Below are 15,346 nucleotides of genomic sequence, written 5' to 3'. Positions count from 1 at the left end.
GCTACCCTCTCCCCTGAGGGGCGAGGGGGCGCAGGGGCGAGGGCGCTGCGGCGCATCACTTCACCGCTCCAAATGTCAGACCGCGGACCAGTTGCTTCTGACTGAACCAGCCGAGCAGCAGGATGGGGGCGATGGCGAGGAGCGAGGCGGCGGAGAGTTTGGCGAGGAAGAGGCCCTGGGGGGAACTGAACGAGGAGATGAAGGCCGTCAGCGTGCCGGCGCGGCCGGAGGTGAGGGTGATGGTCCAGAAGGCCTCGTTCCAGGCGAGGATGACGTTGAGCAACAGGGTGGAGGCGATGCCGGGAATGGCCATGGGGACGAGAACATGGGTGATCTCATTCCAGAGCTCGGCTCCGTCCATGCGCGCGGCCTCGAGGATGTCGACCGGGATTTCCTTGAAGTAGGTGTAGAGCATCCAGATGATGATGGGCAGGTTGATCAGGGTCATGATCAGTGTCAGCCCATGCAGGGTATCGAGCAGGCGCAGGTCGCGGAAGATCAGGTAGATTGGGATCAGGACGCCAACTGCCGGCATCATCTTGGTGGAGAGCATCCACATCAGGATGTCCTTGGTGCGCTTAGTCGGCGCAAAGGCCATGGACCAGGCGGCGGGGATGGCAATCAGCAGGCCCAGCAGGGTAGAGCCGACCGAGACCACGATCGAATTGGTGGCGTGCTTGATGTAGTCGGACCGATCCTGCACGGCGCCGAAATTCTCGATGGTGAAGGTCTGCGGCAGGAAGGTGGGCGGCGAGGCGATCGCCTCGGCCTCGGTCTTGAAGGCGGTGAGCAGGGTCCACAGGATTGGCGAGAACAGCAGCAGGGCCACTGCCCAGGCGAGGATGGTGAAGCCGATGCGGTTTTGCATGGGGACGCGACGGGCCATTTTACTTATTCTCCGCCGATTGCTGAGATGAAGAAGTCACCCCCACCCTAGCTGCGCTACGGCCGAGTGGCCGAGCTTCGCTACCCTCCCCACAAGGGGGAGGGAGGAGATGGAGCCGGGAGGCCTGAGGCTTGCGCGTCCCTCCCCCTTGTGGGGAGGGAATGAGGGTGGGGGTATGGGCGAACTCAAGCATCGAGGTTCTTCCCCACTGCGCGCATCAGGAAGATGGCGACCACGTTGGCGATGATGACGGCGACGACGCCGCCGGCGGAACCGGCGCCGATGTCATTGCTGAGGATGCCGGTGCGGAAGACGAGGAAGGCGATATTGGTGGAGGCATAGCCCGGGCCGCCGCCGGTGGTGACGCGGATTTCGGCGAAGATGCCGAGAAGGAATATGGTCTGGATGAGAATGACGATGGTGATCGCCCGGGCCATATGCGGCAGGATGATGTACCGGAAGCGGTTGAGGGCGTTGGCGCCGTCCATCTCGGCGGCCTCGCGCTGCTCTTCGGACAAGGATTGCAGGGCGGTCAACAGGATCAGGGTCGCAAAGGGCAGCCATTGCCAGGCGACGATGACGATGACGGAAAACAGCGGATACTGGTTGAACCAGTCAACCGGCTGCAGGCCAAAGGCCTTCCAGAGGTGGCCGAGCATGCCATAGCCGGGATGCATGAAGCCATTCTTCCAGATCAGCGCCGCGACCGGCGGCATGACGAAGAAGGGCGAGATAACCAGAATGCGCAGGATGCCCTGGCCCCAGATGGGCTGATCGAGCAGCAGCGCCAGGAGCGTGCCGCCGATGATGGTGATGAGCAGCACGCCGCCCACGAGCAGCAGGGTGTTTACGAGCGCCTGGGTGAAGCTGGGATCGCCGATGACATAGGTGTAGTTCCCCCAGCCGGCAAAGCCCTGCATCATCGGGTTCATCAGATTGTAGTTCTGGAACGAGAACCACAGGGTCATCAGCAGCGGCACGATCATCCAGATGAAGAGGACGATGACGGCCGGGGCCATCATGGTGCGCGCCAGGGTGCGGGTCTGTTTGGTGGCCATAGCTTTCGACTTCCTGCCGGCGCACTGAAGTGCACCATCCTCATCACAGTCACCGTGTTGTCCTCGGACTTGATCCGAGGACCACTCTCAACGCTCACCGGGTGGGTGGTGGCCCTCGGGTCAAGCCCGAGGGCAGCCTGGTGGTCGCGGGTAGAGTGTTGGAAAGTTCGCCCGGCCAGGAGAGGGGATCGCCCGGCCGGGCACGTCGCGGGAGGAGGTCCTACTTGATATAACCAGCGCGCGTCATGTCGCGGGTGGTGGCTTCCTGCGCCTGGGCGAGGGCGTCGTCGGCGGACATCTGCCCGGCGAGAGCCGCCGAGAACAGCTGGCCGACATTGGTGGCGATGCCGGCAAATTCCGGGATGGCCACGAACTGCACGCCGACATAGGGCACCGGGTCAACGGTCGGGTGGGTCGGGTCGGCAGCATAGATCGAGCCCAGGGTCATTTCCGCAAAGGGCGCGGCGGCCTGGTAGTCCGGGTTCTCGTAGAGCGAGATACGGGTGCCGGGGGGCACATTGGCCCAGCCATCTTGCTCGGCCACCATTTCGAGATAGGCCTTGCCGGTCGCCCAGTTGATGAACTGCTCGGCCGCATCGGCATTCTGCGAGGAGGCCGGGATGGCCAGGGACCAAGCCCAGAGCCAGTTGCCGCGCTTGCCCAATCCGGTATCGGGAGCCAGAGCGAAGCCGACCTTGTCGGCGACGGTCGAGTCATTGGGATTGGTGACGAAGGACGCGGCGACCGTGGCGTCGATCCACATGCCGCACTTGCCCTGCTGGAACAGGGTCAGGTTTTCGTTGAAGCCGTTGGACGAGGCGCCCGAGGGACCGGCATCGGCCATGAGCGAGAGATAGGTGTCCAGCGTTTCCTTCCACTGCGGCTGATCGAACTGGGGAACCCAGTTTTCATCGAACCAGCGGGCGCCGAACGAGTTCGACATGGCGGTGAGGAAGGCCATGTTCTCGCCCCAACCGGCCTTGCCGCGCAGGCACACGCCGTTGATGTCATTGGCGCGATCGGTCATGGCGCGGGCGGCCTCGCCGATGAATTCCCAGGTGGGCGCCTCGGGCATTTCGAGGCCGGCTTTTTCCATCAGATCGGTGCGATACATGATGAAGGAGCTCTCGCCATAGAAGGGCGCGGCATAGAGCTTGCCATCGACGCTGAGGCCGCCGCGGATCGGGGGCAGCAGGTCGTCGATGTCGTATTCGGCATCGGCGGCGAGGCCATCAAGGGGCTTCAGCCAGCCCTGCTTGGCCCAGATCGGGGCCTCGTAGGTGCCGATGGTCATGATGTCGTACTGGCCGCCATTGGTGGCGATGTCGGTGGTGACGTTCTGGCGCAGGGTGTTTTCTTCCAGAACCACCCAGTTGAGCTCAATGCCGGTCTCCTCGGTGAAGGCGCCGGACAGGCCTTGCATGCGGATCATGTCGCCATTGTTCACCGTGGCAATGGTGAGCGTCTGGGCCGAAGCCGAGGCGGTGAGGGCGAGCAGGGTCGCGCCCACGAGAACGGGTGCAAGTTTCATCAATTTCCTCCCAATGCGAAGCGGGCAATTGCTTCGTATGTGGGCAAATGTTCACAAATTGCACATGTGAGTCAAGCGGCGTTGCGCTGCAATTGCTGGCTTACGTGCCTCAAAGGGCTGGGAAATGCTGGAAACCGGCCAGGACCGGTGATGTCGAGGGGTGGGCAAAAGTATGAATGGGGCGGGGAGTGCCCGGCAATCCAGGTGGGTTTCAGGCCAGGAGCAGGGTGGCTGTATGCTCGTTGGTGATCAGGCCATTGGTGAGGCGCCTTGTGAGGGCGGCGCGGATCGCGGCGGCCTTGCGGGCGCCCATGGCAATGGCGATGACGCGGCCCTGCTCGCGAGAGGGAATGGGGGCGGAGGCGACGCGGTCATTGACGAGGCCGTCGATCAGCCGGCCTTCAGCGTCAAAGCACCAGCCGCAGATTTCGCCGACGGCGCCGGCCTTTTGCAGGGCCTTCTGGTCGGCCTCGGAAATGAAGCCGTCGAGCAGGAGCGGCGCCTCGGGGCTGAGATCGCCAATGCCGACAAAGGTGGTATTGGCCTCGGCCGCAAGGGCCAGGGTGGCGCTGATCATGGGCTGGGCGTGGAGCAGCTCGCGCTCGCGGGCGGAGGAGGCGAACACCGGTAGCGGCATGGGGAAGGAGCGCGCCTTGACGGTGTCGGCCACGTTGAAGATGACGTTGTAAAAGGCGGCAGAGCCATCGGGGGCGATATTGCCGGTGAGGGAAACGATCTTGTGGTGCGGGCACTCCATGGGCTGGATCTGCTCGATGGCGGCCTTGAGCGTGCGGCCGGTGCCCACGGCCATGACGATGGGATCGGTGGCGCGCAGGCAGCGTTCGATCTCGGCAGCCGCGGCCTCGGCAACGCCGATGGTCGAGGACTGACTGGTCGGATCGGATGGCACGACCTCGCAATGGTCGAGCGCGAAGCGCGATTGCAGGCGGGCAGCAAGATCAAGGCAATGGCCGATGGGGTGATCAAGGCGGACCTTGATCAGGCCCTCGCTGACAGAGAGCGACACAAGGCGCTGCGCGGACTGGCGGGAAATGCCCATCTTGGTGGCGATTTCTTCCTGCGTATTGCCGGCCACATAGTAGAGCCAGCCAGCGCGGGCGGCGTCGTCCAGCCGCGTGGTGCCATTGTCGTGCCGCGCGCTCATGTACTGCCAGTTCCTCCGCGATCGGGCTGCTTCCGATTTTTCGGATCATGCCCAAGCTCTCAAGCCCGATCAAGGCGAAGCGGGCTGCGCGGGATGATTGAGGGCGTTGTGGATGTCGCGCTCGGTGTCCTTGAGGTGCAGGCGCATGGCCTCGGCGGCGGCGCGGGACGAGCCAGCGCGGATGGCGTCGAGAATGCGCTGATGGGCGGCGATGGTATCGGCCAGGGTGTGGCCGCGATTGGCGTGGCCGCGCCGGCTGGTGCGGATGCCTTGCCGCAGCGGCTCAGCCATGGCTTCGAACAAATAGCCCAGAATGCGATTGCCGCTGGCGAGGGCGACAGCCTCGTGAAAGCCGACGTCGAAGGTGTGGAACCGCTCCTCAGCCTCGGCATCCGCAGAGGCTTCGGCGTCCCGCATGCCCTGCAAGGCACTTTCGATGGCGGCGATGGCGGCGCGGCTGGCGCGCTTGGCAGCCAGGGTTGCCGACTGCACTTCCAGCGACATGCGCACCTCGATGAGATCGAAAATGCCGCGCGACTCATTGTGCAGCATGGAGGTGAGGAAATCGGCAAAGGCCGAGCCATCGGGCTCGCGCACCATGGCGCGCCGGCCGCGGGCCAGTTCGACCAGGCCGCGCCCGGCGAGCAGCTTGACCGCCTCGCGGATGGTCAGGCGGCTCACCGCATATTGCGCCGCCAGATCGGCCTCGCTCGGCAGGCTCGATCCGGGTGGCATTCCTGTCAGGATCAGCCGGGCCAGATCATCAGCAACCGCGTTGGCGGCGCTCGGCTGATCGGCGCGGGTTTCCGGTGTTCTGATGGCCCTCACTCCCAAAAGGTATCTGATACCTTTGTGTCCTGATATGACTCTTTCGGTCAACTGGCAGGACGAAATATGCTGTTGAAGTGAGGTTATCGATGACAAAGATCGCCTGCAACCGGGAATAATAAATTCTTCTATTCTCGAAAAAATTGCGCAGAACGGGCCGCGGCGCTTTACAGACCTATCTGATTATCCTAGGTTCCGGCCATGGACCGGGAAGGTCCGGGGCGGCGGAAAGCCGCCTCAGACGGAGGAAATGATGCAGCATCGAAAGGCCTTGCGACCAACGCCGTTGGCCTGCTGCAATCTGGCTGTTCGTCACGCCTCGACGACCTGATCCGTGTCCCAATTTCCACTGCAAGAACCATCTCGAATATCAAAGGGAGTCGAGACGTGAAGCTGCTCAAAACAATGACGACGCTGTTCGCCGCTGGTGCCGTTCTGGTCACCGCCGCAACCGGTGCCTTCGCCCAGGACAAGGGCCAGATCGGCATTGCCATGCCGACCCAGTCGTCGCTGCGCTGGATTTCGGACGGCAACGAGCTGAAGGCGGCTCTGGAAGCCAAGGGCTACACCGTCGACCTGCAGTATGCAGAAGACGATATCCCCAACCAGCTTGCCCAGATCGAGAACATGGTGACCAAGGGCGTCAAGGCCCTGGTGATCGCCTCCATCGACGGCACCACGCTCAGCGCCGTGCTGCAGCAGGCCGCCGATGCCGGTATCCAGGTCGTCGCCTATGACCGCCTGATCCGTGACTCGGCCAATGTCGACTACTACACCACCTTCGACAACTTCGAAGTGGGCGTGCTCCAGGCCTCCTCGATCCTCAAGGGTCTCGGCTATCCGGACCAGAAGGGCCCGTGGAACATCGAGCTGTTCGGCGGTTCGCCCGACGACAACAATGCCTTCTTCTTCTATGACGGCGCCATGAGCGTGTTCCAGCCGCTGATCGATGAAGGCGTGCTGGTGGTCAAGTCCGGCCAGATGGGCATGGAAACCGTCGGTACCCTGCGTTGGGACGGTGCTGTCGCCCAGGCCCGCATGGACAACCTGCTGTCGGCCAACTACTCGGACGGCTCGCGCGTCGATGCGGTTCTGTCGCCCTATGACGGCCTCAGCCGCGGTATCATCTCGTCGCTGCGCGGCGTCGGCTACGGCTCTGCCGACCAGCCCTGGCCGATCATTTCGGGCCAGGACGCCGAGGTCCCCTCGGTCAAGGCGATCATTGCCGGCGAGCAGTATTCGACCGTGTTCAAGGACACGCGCGAACTGGCCAATATCACGGCCGAACTGGTTGACACCGTGCTGACCGGCGGGACGCCGGCGGGCCTGGACACCACCACCTATGACAATGGCGTCAAGGTCGTGCCGTCCATCCTGCTGACCCCCTATGAAGTCGACCTGACCAACTATGAAGCCCGCGTCATCGACAGCGGCTACATCAAGGCCGAAGAACTGCAGTAAGCTGCTATAAGAATGGGGCCTCGCCGGTGGCGGGGCCCTTACTGGAGTTTGGGGCATTTCGTGCCGCAGAGTCATTCCCGCGAAAGCGGGAACCTCTGTTTGAGGCGCCGCTCTTGCAACGGGGGTTCCCGCTTTCGCGGGAATGACCCGGTGAAGGGAAGCCCAGGTCTATCGAGGTTAGGACCAGTATGACCGACACTATTCTCGAGATGCGCAGCATCACCAAGACCTTTCCCGGCGTGAAGGCCTTGTCCGACGTCAACCTGGATGTGCGCGCGGGCGAAATCCACGCCATCTGCGGCGAGAACGGGGCCGGAAAGTCGACGCTGATGAAGGTGCTGAGCGGGGTCTATCCGCACGGAACCTATGACGGGCAGGTCATCTACAAGGGTGAAGAGCAGCATTTCCGCTCCATCCGCGACAGCGAACACAAGGGTATTGTCATCATCCACCAGGAACTCGCCCTGGTGCCGCTGCTGTCGATCGCCGAAAACATCTTCCTGGGCAATGAGCAGGCGCAGGCCGGCATCATCGACTGGGACGAAACCCGCGACGGGGCGCGCAAGCTTTTGTCCATGGTGGGCCTGCGCGAGGACCCGGACACGCTGGTCACCAATATCGGCGTGGGTAAGCAGCAGCTGGTGGAAATCGCCAAGGCGCTGAGCAAGCAGGTGCAGTTGCTGATCCTCGACGAGCCGACGGCGTCGCTCTCGGAGAAGGACAGCCAGGCGCTGCTCGACCTGCTGCAGGAATTCAAGAAGCAGGGCATTACCTCGATCATCATCAGCCACAAGCTGAACGAGATTTCCCGCATTGCCGACCGCGTGACCGTGATCCGCGACGGCAAGACCATCGAAACGATGGATACCGAACACATCACCGAGGACCGGATCATCACCTCCATGGTCGGCCGCTCGCTGGAGGACCGCTACCCCGCCCGCACGCCCAATGTCGGCGAGGTGATCTTTGCGGTGAAGAACTGGAACGTGTTCCATCCCCAGCATCGCGAACGGCAGGTGATCAAGGATGTGAGCATCGAGCTGCGCAAGGGCGAGGTCGTCGGCATTGCCGGGCTGATGGGATCCGGGCGGACCGAATTTGCCATGAGCGTCTTCGGCAAGGCCTATGGCCAGAAGATCAGCGGCGAGGTGTTCGTTAATGGCCAGAAGGTGGATACGTCGAGCGTCGACAAGGCCATCCGGCACGGCATTGCCTATGCCACCGAGGACCGCAAGACCTTCGGGCTGAACCTCATCGACCACATCAAGAACAACACCACCATCGCCAATCTCAGGGGCGTGTCGCGCTTTGGCGTGATCGACGATCTGTCCGAGCTCGATGCGGCCAACGATTATCGCAAGCGCACCAATATCCGCTCGTCCAGCGTCTATCAGGTGACTGGAAACCTGTCGGGCGGCAACCAGCAGAAGGTGGTGCTCAGCAAGTGGCTGTTCGCCAATCCGGACGTGCTGATCCTGGATGAGCCGACGCGCGGCATCGACGTGGGCGCCAAATACGAAATCTACACGATCATCAACAAGCTGGCCTCGCAGGGCAAGGCCATCCTGGTGATCTCTTCGGAAATGCCCGAACTGCTGGGCATCACCGACCGTCTCTATGTAATGAACGAAGGCCGCATCGTAGGCGAAATGCCCACCAGCGAAGCGAGCCAGGAAAAGATCATGCGTGCCATCGTGCGCGCCGAAGGAAAGGCATCATGACAACCGAAACCGCTCCGACCGGAACCGCTTCTGCCGCGCAGTCGCACCAGCTTGGGCTGATGGACGCGCTGCGCGCCAATATGCGGGACTATGGCCTGCTGCTGGCGCTGATCCTGATCATGCTGTTCTTCCAGTATTTCACCAATGGCGTGCTGTTCAAGCCGGTGAACCTGACCAATATCATCCTGCAGAACTCCTACATCATCGTGATGGCGCTGGGCATGCTGCTGGTGATCGTGGCCGGTCATATCGACCTCAGCGTCGGCTCGGTCTCGGGCTTTGTCGGGGCGCTGGCGGCCATGCTGATGGTGGGCTGGGACTTTCCGCCCGAACTGGCCTTTCTGGCCAACCCGATCATTGCCGGGGCGATCTGCCTGGTTGCCGGTGCGGCGATCGGGGCGGCGCAGGGCTATATCATCGCCTATCACCGCGTTCCGGCCTTTATCGTGACGCTGGCCGGGATGCTGATCTTCAAGGGGCTGTCGCTGGCCATTCTCGCCGGCAAGTCGGTGGGGCCCTTCCCGGCCGAATTCCAGCTGCTGTCGGCGGGCTTCATTCCCGACATCGTCGGGCCGACCACCATGCCCTGGCTGGCCGAAAACGGGCAGAACGTGGTGCTGCACACGACCACCATGGTCATCGCCATCCTGGCCATTGTCGGCATGATCTTCTTTGCCATCCGCACGCGGGCCCGCCGCAAGGCGCGCGGCTATGACGTGGAGCCGTTCAGCCTCTTCGTCATCAAGAATGTCATCATTTCGGCCATTGTGCTGTTCTTCGCCTATATGCTGGCCTCCTATCGCGGACTGCCCAATGTGCTGGTGGTGATGGGCGTGCTGATCGCCGGCTTCGTGTTCCTCACCAAGCGCATGACCTTCGGCCGCCGCATCTATGCCATCGGCGGCAATCTCAAGGCGGCGGCGCTGTCGGGTATCAAGACGGAACGCACGACCTTCTACATCTTCGCCATCATGGGGGCGCTGGCGGCTCTGGCCGGCATGATCTATGCGGCGCGGCTCAATTCGGCGACGCCCAAGGCCGGGCAGGGGCTGGAACTGGACGTGATCGCGGCCGTGTTCATCGGCGGTGCGTCGGCGCTGGGCGGTGTCGGCCAGGTGGCGGGTGCGGTGATCGGCGCCTTCATCATGGGCGTGATGAACAACGGCATGTCGATCATGGGCGTCAATATCGACTGGCAGCAGATGATCAAGGGCGTGGTGCTGCTGGCAGCGGTGTTCTTCGATCTCTACAACAAGAACCGTTCGGCCTGACCGGGGCTGATTGAAAATTGGGGCCGTCGGGACATCCCGGCGGCCTCTTTTTTTTGCCTGAGGGGATCAGGCGAGGGGGCGATCGAGTTCTGCCAGCTTTCCGTCGTGCAGGAACCAGGCGCGGTTGAAGAGGCCGAGATCGAGGGGATTGGGCAGGCGGATATCGGCGGGGCCCGGCAGGTTGGCGCGGGCGGGGTCATAGCTGCGATCGATCTGGCAGATGAAGACCAGGATCACGCCGCGCGCCCGGGCGAAATGCGCCAGGGTCTCGATCTGGGCCTGCAACGGCGGGTTCGTCCGCCGCTGGTCGAGCAATTGCAGATAATCGACGACGGCCAGGGTGCCGGCCGGCGCCGTCGCCAGGCGGGCGATGATGTGATCGGCGGCAATGGTGTCGGCGCAGTCGATGGCGAGGCTGCCGGCATGGAGCGCCAACGGCCCGGACATGGCGGCCAGGTGTGCAGCGATATCGGCGGGCGTGTAATCGAGCGAGAAGATATGCCCGGCCTTGCCCGAAGCGATTGCCGCGAGGGCCAGCTGGATGGCCAGGATGGTCTTACCCTGCCGCGGGCGCGCGGCGACGAGCGCCATGTCGCCGGGCAGGAGGCTGGCATAGAGGCTCTCGGGGCCCGCCATGGTGGCGGGATTGTGCGCCGAGAGCAGGCTCCAGCTGGCATAGCCCTGGGTTGCAGCGACGGCGTCAAGCGCGGCGTGCAGCGGGATGGATCTGGCGCGGGCCTGTTCCCGGGCAGCGCGCTTCAGGCGGTGGATGGGCGCGGAAAGCGTCATCGAAATGCTCCAGTCGTTCTGGCTCAGGCAATCCCTCCTTTGCCGTCGCACGACGGGGCAATGATGACGTTCGGTGATCCGACAGGTGAGCTGCTTACCCGGTGGAGGGGGGGAGGCGTGGACCGCGCCAGAATCGGATCATAATCCTGTTCGCGTGTTTTGGCGACGCGCTTCAAATTCACAGCCAGGCAAAGACCAGTGCACCCACGGCAATACCCAGCGCTGCGGCGATCCAGACCTTGAAGCTGCCGAGCCAAAGCGCCAGGAGCGCCCCCTTCTTGTGAATGCCGGCCTGGGTCATCATGGTCAATGTGTCCGAGCAGATCCATTCGGCGGCAATCCTGCCGTCGCGGATCTGGTAGATTTCGATGCTGTCATAGGCAATGGCATTGCCGGTGGCCGGCTGGCCGAGGAAATTGCCGGTATGCGTGCCGGTAATCCTGGCCCGGACGGCGACCTTGTCCTCGGTGGCAAACATGTCCTCGACATGGACCTGGGCGTCCGGAAAAGCGGTGAACATGATGCCGGTATTGCTGCGCCAGGCGGCCTGCCCGGTGCGCGGCGGCGCACCGGCAACGTGGATTTGAAAGTCGGGCGTCAGCATGGCGATGCAGGCCGCGATGTCGCGGCGGTTGAGGGCAGCGAAGGCGGCTTTCATCAGGTCGATATTGTGGGCTGGTGTCGCGGACATGGCTTTCATCCTGATGGTGAATTAGCCATATAGTGAATATGATACACGAAAGTGACAGCGCGGAAATGCGACGTGATGTCCTTGGCACCCTGATGATGGTCACCAAGCTGATGAATGCCGATATGGAGCGGGGGCTGGGCCCGGCCGGGTTGACCATGGCGCGGGCTCAGGTGCTGTGGGAAATTGGCGGCGCGCCGGGCATGACGCAGAAAATGCTGGCGGACCGGCTGGGCGTGACGCCGCGCAACGTGACCGGGCTCGTGGACGCGCTGGAAGGTCTGGGCCTGGTCGAGCGAAAGGCTCATCCCCAGGATCGCCGGGCAATCCAACTGTTCCTTACGGCAAGCGGTGCCGGGCAGTTCAGGCAGTTCCAGGCCGGACAGGAACAGTTCGCGACGCTGCTGCTCGGCGATGTCAGCCCGGAGCGGCTGGCCGGGTTGCGGACGGAGTTGCACGCGATCGTGGGCAAGCTCAGCGCCCTGGCAGAAGGGGATCAGACTGGCAGGTGAGCGGCAATATCGCTGAGCAGCTTGGTGCTGGGACTTCGGTCTGTGCGGCGCTGTGCGCCCGAGGATGGTGTTCGGCGGGCCATTCCCAGATGCGGACCTGGATCCCGGCCTGCGCCGGGATGACGTCGTGGATTGGCGAACAAAAGTGTGCCTAGCGGCCCAGAAGCAGGTCGCGGGCTTCGTTGATCTTGGCGGCAAGGAATTCGGAGCCGCCGTGATCGGGGTGGACGCCTTTCATCAGTTCGCGATGGGCAGCTTTGATCTGATCGTCCGTGGCGCCGGGTTTTAGGCCCAGAACGGCATAGGCCTCGGCGACCGGGTCCCGGCCGGTGGTCGCGCCGCTTGCCGTACCCTGTCCCGTGTCGTGTTCGGCGAAATATTCGCGCCAGCCGGCGCGATTGGTGTCGAGCCAGCTTTCCAAGAGGCTGACGCTTTCTGCGTCGCCGCCGACTTCCTCGATCAGGGCGCGGGTTTCCTCGGGGCCGAGGTCGAGAAGATCCCAGCCGGCGAATTGCCCGTCGACGACCCGGCCAGAGAGTTCGCCGGTGTCGTGATCGAGCTGCATGGCGAGGAAGCGGCTATTGACCTTGGAGGTATTGCCGCCACCGCCGGTGACGCTGTCGAAGGAAAACTGGCCCAGCCGGCCGCGCAGCAGCACCGAGGCTGCCACTGCACCCACCAGCATGGCAATGTCGATGCGCCGGAACACCAGGGCGCCGATGGCGACGAGTGCGGCGAGGCCCCCCACGATCCACCGCAGGGCGCGCATGACGAGGCGGCGATCCATGGTGCGCAGCGCCGTGATCAGCCACAGCGCGGCCAGCACGCCCAGGGCGGCGAGAAAAATCCAGCTCATCGTCCCTCGATCTGCGTCAGCAGGGCCCGTGCGGCCTGGCTCGATTGCAATTTGAGATGGGCCCGGCCGCCGCTGGCATAGGCGGCCACGGCCTTGAGCAATTCGGCCAGTTGCTGGGGCGCAGAACTGTCGAAACGGGCATAGGCACCCTTGCTGAGGCGGGCAAATTCGCGGAAGGCGGCCTCCACCCGGCTGTCATGCCCCTCCTGGAAGAGGAATAGCGGCAGGCCCATCAGGCCGAGCTCGCCAGCCTTGGCCGCGAGGCTGTCGACATTTTCCTCGATAGCGTCGCCGACAAAGACCACGGCATTGATGCGCCGCTTCCGGCTCTCGTCGCGGGCATGGGCAAAGACCTTGCCGATCTGGGTATTGCCCCCCTGGCAGACGATGCCGCTCATCAGCCGGGCCAGAGCCTTGGCATCCAGCACCCATTTGGAGGCGCGGCATTCGCCCATGCCGCGGAAATAGAGCAGTTGCACCTGGAGCGCAGCGTCGCGCGGCAGCGCTTCGAACATGCCGGCCTGCAGCGTCAGCGCCATGTCCCAGGTGGGCTGGCGGCTCATGGTGGCGTCCATGGCAAAGAGCAGGCGGCCATCTTCAGCGGTGTTGGGGCGCGCGAGTTGCCCAACCTTTTGCACAAAGGCGGCAACCTCATCCCGGACGCCCGGTTGCGCCTGGATATGGCCGTCGCGCGATGTCGAGCGTTTGATGTCTTTCATAGATCGAATATGTGGGCGCTCGCGGGCGGCTGCAAGCCTTGGTCGCGCACGCTTTGCTGAGTGGAGCCTGTTGCCAGGATTTCCTAGATGTAATAATAGAAGTTACATGAAAACTGATCACGTTCAGACACTGCCCGGACAGGGCAGCACCTATGCCGACAATGCCTTCAGGCAGGTGCCCGGCCTTGCGGGCCTGCACCGCATGACGCAATTGCTGCTCGGCGAGCGGGTGCCGGGGGCCGGGCGCGTGCTGGTGCTGGGCGCCGGGGGCGGGATCGAACTCGATGTTCTTGCGTCTGCGCACGCCGAATGGACATTCGATGGTGTCGACCCGTCCGACGCCATGCTGGACACAGCGCGGCAGGTGACCAGGGCCCATGCTGACCGGATCCGGCTGCATACCGGAACGATCGCGGTGGCACCCGAGGGGCCATTCGACGCCGCGACGTGCCTATTGGTCTTTCATTTCGTGCCGCTGGCCGAGCGGCTTCGGACACTGAGGGGTTTGCGGCAAAGGCTGGTGACAGGCGCGCCGCTGGTGCTGGCGCATATGAGCTTCCCGCAGGATGAGGCCAGCCGCGAGGTTTGGATGCGGCGCCACGCGGCCTTCGCCGTCTCCAATGGTGTCGACCCCGCACATGCAGAATCGGGGCGCAGGGCGATGCTGGAGCGCCTGCACCTGATGGCGCCGGAGGACGAGGAGGCGATGCTGGCTGAAGCAGGCTTTGCCGATATCAGCCTGTTCTATGCGGGCTTCGATTTCCGGGGGTGGGTGGCCTATGCGGGGTAGGTTTCTTCGCCTGTGTGCTAGCCGATAGGTTTTCACCCCTCACCCCGGCCCTCTCCCCAGAGGGGCGAGGGGACGATGGAGCTGGTGGCTCAGTGCAATTGCCTATGGGAGCATTTCTGGTCTGGCTGGGGTGTGGCGAAGCGATGCGTGGCGCGCGGCTTGGGGTCCTCAGCTTTCCACTTCCGCATCCTTGTGGGCGCCCCATTCGGCCCAGGAGCCATCATAGACGGCCACGTCCCGGGCGCCGGCCTGTTCGAGGGCCAGGGCCAGGGTGACGGCGGTGATGCCGGAGCCGCAGGAGGTGATGATTGGCTGCGTCAGGTCGATGCCCCGATCGGCAAACAGCGTTTGCAGCTGGTCCACAGGCTTGAGCCTGCCCTGTTCGGTGAGCAGGCTCACGGGGACATTGGTGCTGTTGGGAATGTGGCCGGATCTGAGACCGGCGCGCGGCTCGGGCGCTTCGCCGTGAAAGCGGGGTGCCGGGCGGGCATCGACGATCTGCCGCGAACTGTTCTGCGCGTGATCGCGGACCGTATCGAATCCGACAACGGCATGGGTATTGAACCGGGGCTGGAACACAGCCCGATTGCGGCGGACGAGCCCCGCCTCGATATGGCGGCGCTCCGAACGCCATTTGGGGCCTCCGCCTTCGAGCATGAAGACCTTGCTGGCGCCAAAGGCGCGAAACGTCCACCAGGCGCGGGGCGCACTGAACAGGCCCACCTCGTCATAGACGACGATCGTCATGTCATCGGCGATGCCCAGGGCGCCGACGGCGCGGGCAAAATCGGCCGGGGCCGGCAGCATATGGGGCAGGTTGGTCGCGGTATCGGCAATGCCGTCGATGTCGAAGAATACGGCGCCGGGAATATGGCCGGCCAGGTATTCGGCCTGGGCGTTGCGGGCCGTATTGGGCAGGTGCCAGGAGGCGTCGACGACGACAAGGCCCGGATCGCTCAGGTGATCAGCCAGCCATGCCGTGGTGACGAAAGGGGAGGTCATGTCGCACTCCTATGCCGCTGCGCCCGGGCGCTTAGGTTCAATGCCGGTGCCCGTCATGGACGCGTAGCT

At 63.7% G+C, this 15,346-nt stretch carries 15 protein-coding genes; 5 read left to right on the top strand and 10 right to left on the bottom strand.

The features are described 5' to 3' along the window. Nucleotides 1-55: 55 nt before the first annotated feature. From KIT02_RS07990 to KIT02_RS07970, 5 genes are all read right to left on the bottom strand, one after another. The gene (locus tag KIT02_RS07990) at nucleotides 56-886 is read right to left on the bottom strand and encodes a carbohydrate ABC transporter permease (RefSeq protein WP_297584664.1); all 831 of its coding nucleotides are present in this window, start codon (nucleotides 884-886) and stop codon (nucleotides 56-58) included. Between the two features lie 185 nt (nucleotides 887-1,071). Next, a complete protein-coding gene (locus KIT02_RS07985) occupies nucleotides 1,072-1,944 on the bottom strand; it encodes a sugar ABC transporter permease (RefSeq protein WP_297584662.1) in 873 nt (290 codons plus the stop codon). Nucleotides 1,945-2,164: 220 nt separating this feature from the next. Continuing rightward, nucleotides 2,165-3,475 (bottom strand): sugar ABC transporter substrate-binding protein, encoded by a 1,311-nt coding sequence (locus KIT02_RS07980; protein ID WP_297584659.1) that lies wholly within the window; start codon nucleotides 3,473-3,475, stop codon nucleotides 2,165-2,167. Nucleotides 3,476-3,686: 211 nt separating this feature from the next. Then, nucleotides 3,687-4,640, bottom strand: coding sequence for a sugar-binding transcriptional regulator (locus KIT02_RS07975; RefSeq protein WP_297584656.1), 954 nt, complete (start codon nucleotides 4,638-4,640; stop codon nucleotides 3,687-3,689). A gap of 69 nt (nucleotides 4,641-4,709) precedes the next feature. Continuing rightward, nucleotides 4,710-5,468: an FCD domain-containing protein gene (locus KIT02_RS07970; RefSeq protein ID WP_297584653.1), complete on the bottom strand. Its 759-nt coding sequence runs from the start codon at nucleotides 5,466-5,468 to the stop codon at nucleotides 4,710-4,712. Nucleotides 5,469-5,873: 405 nt separating this feature from the next. Here KIT02_RS07970 and chvE point away from each other — a divergent pair, with 405 nt between their 5' ends. The 3 genes from chvE (at nucleotide 5,874) to mmsB (ending at nucleotide 9,921) form a co-directional block, all read left to right on the top strand. Beyond that, nucleotides 5,874-6,929 carry a multiple monosaccharide ABC transporter substrate-binding protein gene (chvE, locus tag KIT02_RS07965; RefSeq protein ID WP_366520601.1) on the top strand — a complete coding sequence of 352 codons (1,056 nt, stop codon included), beginning with the start codon at nucleotides 5,874-5,876 and terminating at the stop codon, nucleotides 6,927-6,929. A 188-nt stretch (nucleotides 6,930-7,117) separates the two neighbouring features. After that, nucleotides 7,118-8,650, top strand: a complete 1,533-nt coding sequence (gene mmsA / locus KIT02_RS07960; RefSeq protein WP_297584647.1) for a multiple monosaccharide ABC transporter ATP-binding protein — start codon at nucleotides 7,118-7,120, stop codon at nucleotides 8,648-8,650. Nucleotides 8,651-8,709: 59 nt separating this feature from the next. After that, nucleotides 8,710-9,921: a multiple monosaccharide ABC transporter permease gene (gene mmsB, locus KIT02_RS07955; protein ID WP_297585161.1), complete on the top strand. Its 1,212-nt coding sequence runs from the start codon at nucleotides 8,710-8,712 to the stop codon at nucleotides 9,919-9,921. A 66-nt stretch (nucleotides 9,922-9,987) separates the two neighbouring features. Here the strand turns inward: mmsB and KIT02_RS07950 are convergent, their stop codons facing one another. Both KIT02_RS07950 and KIT02_RS07945 read right to left on the bottom strand, forming a co-directional pair. After that, nucleotides 9,988-10,710: a DNA helicase gene (locus KIT02_RS07950; protein WP_297584645.1), complete on the bottom strand. Its 723-nt coding sequence runs from the start codon at nucleotides 10,708-10,710 to the stop codon at nucleotides 9,988-9,990. 178 nt (nucleotides 10,711-10,888) lie between these two features. Next, nucleotides 10,889-11,401 (bottom strand): ester cyclase, encoded by a 513-nt coding sequence (locus KIT02_RS07945; protein WP_297584642.1) that lies wholly within the window; start codon nucleotides 11,399-11,401, stop codon nucleotides 10,889-10,891. A gap of 65 nt (nucleotides 11,402-11,466) precedes the next feature. On the opposite strand from KIT02_RS07945, the gene KIT02_RS07940 reads away from it, so the two are divergent. Then, the gene (locus KIT02_RS07940) at nucleotides 11,467-11,910 is read left to right on the top strand and encodes a MarR family transcriptional regulator (protein ID WP_297584639.1); all 444 of its coding nucleotides are present in this window, start codon (nucleotides 11,467-11,469) and stop codon (nucleotides 11,908-11,910) included. Nucleotides 11,911-12,061: 151 nt separating this feature from the next. On the opposite strand, the gene KIT02_RS07935 is transcribed toward KIT02_RS07940, so the two are convergent. Both KIT02_RS07935 and KIT02_RS07930 read right to left on the bottom strand, forming a co-directional pair. Then, complete coding sequence (locus KIT02_RS07935) at nucleotides 12,062-12,766, bottom strand: DnaJ domain-containing protein (protein WP_297584636.1); 705 nt, start codon at nucleotides 12,764-12,766, stop codon at nucleotides 12,062-12,064. Further along, nucleotides 12,763-13,485: a VWA domain-containing protein gene (locus KIT02_RS07930; RefSeq protein WP_297584633.1), complete on the bottom strand. Its 723-nt coding sequence runs from the start codon at nucleotides 13,483-13,485 to the stop codon at nucleotides 12,763-12,765. The genes KIT02_RS07935 and KIT02_RS07930 overlap by 4 nt, the downstream gene beginning before the upstream one ends. Nucleotides 13,486-13,591: 106 nt before the next feature. Here KIT02_RS07930 and KIT02_RS07925 point away from each other — a divergent pair, with 106 nt between their 5' ends. Continuing rightward, the gene (locus KIT02_RS07925; protein ID WP_297584630.1) at nucleotides 13,592-14,275 is read left to right on the top strand and encodes a class I SAM-dependent methyltransferase; all 684 of its coding nucleotides are present in this window, start codon (nucleotides 13,592-13,594) and stop codon (nucleotides 14,273-14,275) included. A gap of 168 nt (nucleotides 14,276-14,443) precedes the next feature. On the opposite strand, the gene sseA is transcribed toward KIT02_RS07925, so the two are convergent. Continuing rightward, nucleotides 14,444-15,277, bottom strand: a complete 834-nt coding sequence (gene sseA, locus KIT02_RS07920; RefSeq protein ID WP_297584628.1) for a 3-mercaptopyruvate sulfurtransferase — start codon at nucleotides 15,275-15,277, stop codon at nucleotides 14,444-14,446. Between the last annotated feature and the right edge of the window lie 69 nt (nucleotides 15,278-15,346).

This window comes from Devosia sp. (assembly GCF_025809055.1).
Classification (GTDB): Bacteria; Pseudomonadota; Alphaproteobacteria; order Rhizobiales; family Devosiaceae; genus Devosia.
Note: the sequence above shows the minus strand (reverse complement) of the source record. Positions and strands in the feature narration are given on the sequence as shown.

Excerpts from the sequence above, each read along its gene's own strand:
- KIT02_RS07940 (WP_297584639.1), top strand. The coding sequence starts at position 11,467 with ATGCGACGTGATGTCCTTGGCACCCTGATGATGGTCACCAAGCTGATG.
- KIT02_RS07930 (WP_297584633.1), bottom strand. The coding sequence starts at position 13,485 with ATGAAAGACATCAAACGCTCGACATCGCGCGACGGCCATATCCAGGCG.
- KIT02_RS07935 (WP_297584636.1), bottom strand. The coding sequence starts at position 12,766 with ATGAGCTGGATTTTTCTCGCCGCCCTGGGCGTGCTGGCCGCGCTGTGG.
- KIT02_RS07980 (WP_297584659.1), bottom strand. The coding sequence starts at position 3,475 with ATGAAACTTGCACCCGTTCTCGTGGGCGCGACCCTGCTCGCCCTCACC.
- KIT02_RS07990 (WP_297584664.1), bottom strand. The coding sequence starts at position 886 with ATGGCCCGTCGCGTCCCCATGCAAAACCGCATCGGCTTCACCATCCTC.
- KIT02_RS07950 (WP_297584645.1), bottom strand. The coding sequence starts at position 10,710 with ATGACGCTTTCCGCGCCCATCCACCGCCTGAAGCGCGCTGCCCGGGAA.
- mmsA (WP_297584647.1), top strand. The coding sequence starts at position 7,118 with ATGACCGACACTATTCTCGAGATGCGCAGCATCACCAAGACCTTTCCC.
- chvE (WP_366520601.1), top strand. The coding sequence starts at position 5,874 with ATGACGACGCTGTTCGCCGCTGGTGCCGTTCTGGTCACCGCCGCAACC.
- KIT02_RS07975 (WP_297584656.1), bottom strand. The coding sequence starts at position 4,640 with ATGAGCGCGCGGCACGACAATGGCACCACGCGGCTGGACGACGCCGCC.
- KIT02_RS07985 (WP_297584662.1), bottom strand. The coding sequence starts at position 1,944 with ATGGCCACCAAACAGACCCGCACCCTGGCGCGCACCATGATGGCCCCG.
- sseA (WP_297584628.1), bottom strand. The coding sequence starts at position 15,277 with ATGACCTCCCCTTTCGTCACCACGGCATGGCTGGCTGATCACCTGAGC.
- KIT02_RS07925 (WP_297584630.1), top strand. The coding sequence starts at position 13,592 with ATGAAAACTGATCACGTTCAGACACTGCCCGGACAGGGCAGCACCTAT.
- mmsB (WP_297585161.1), top strand. The coding sequence starts at position 8,710 with ATGGACGCGCTGCGCGCCAATATGCGGGACTATGGCCTGCTGCTGGCG.
- KIT02_RS07945 (WP_297584642.1), bottom strand. The coding sequence starts at position 11,401 with ATGTCCGCGACACCAGCCCACAATATCGACCTGATGAAAGCCGCCTTC.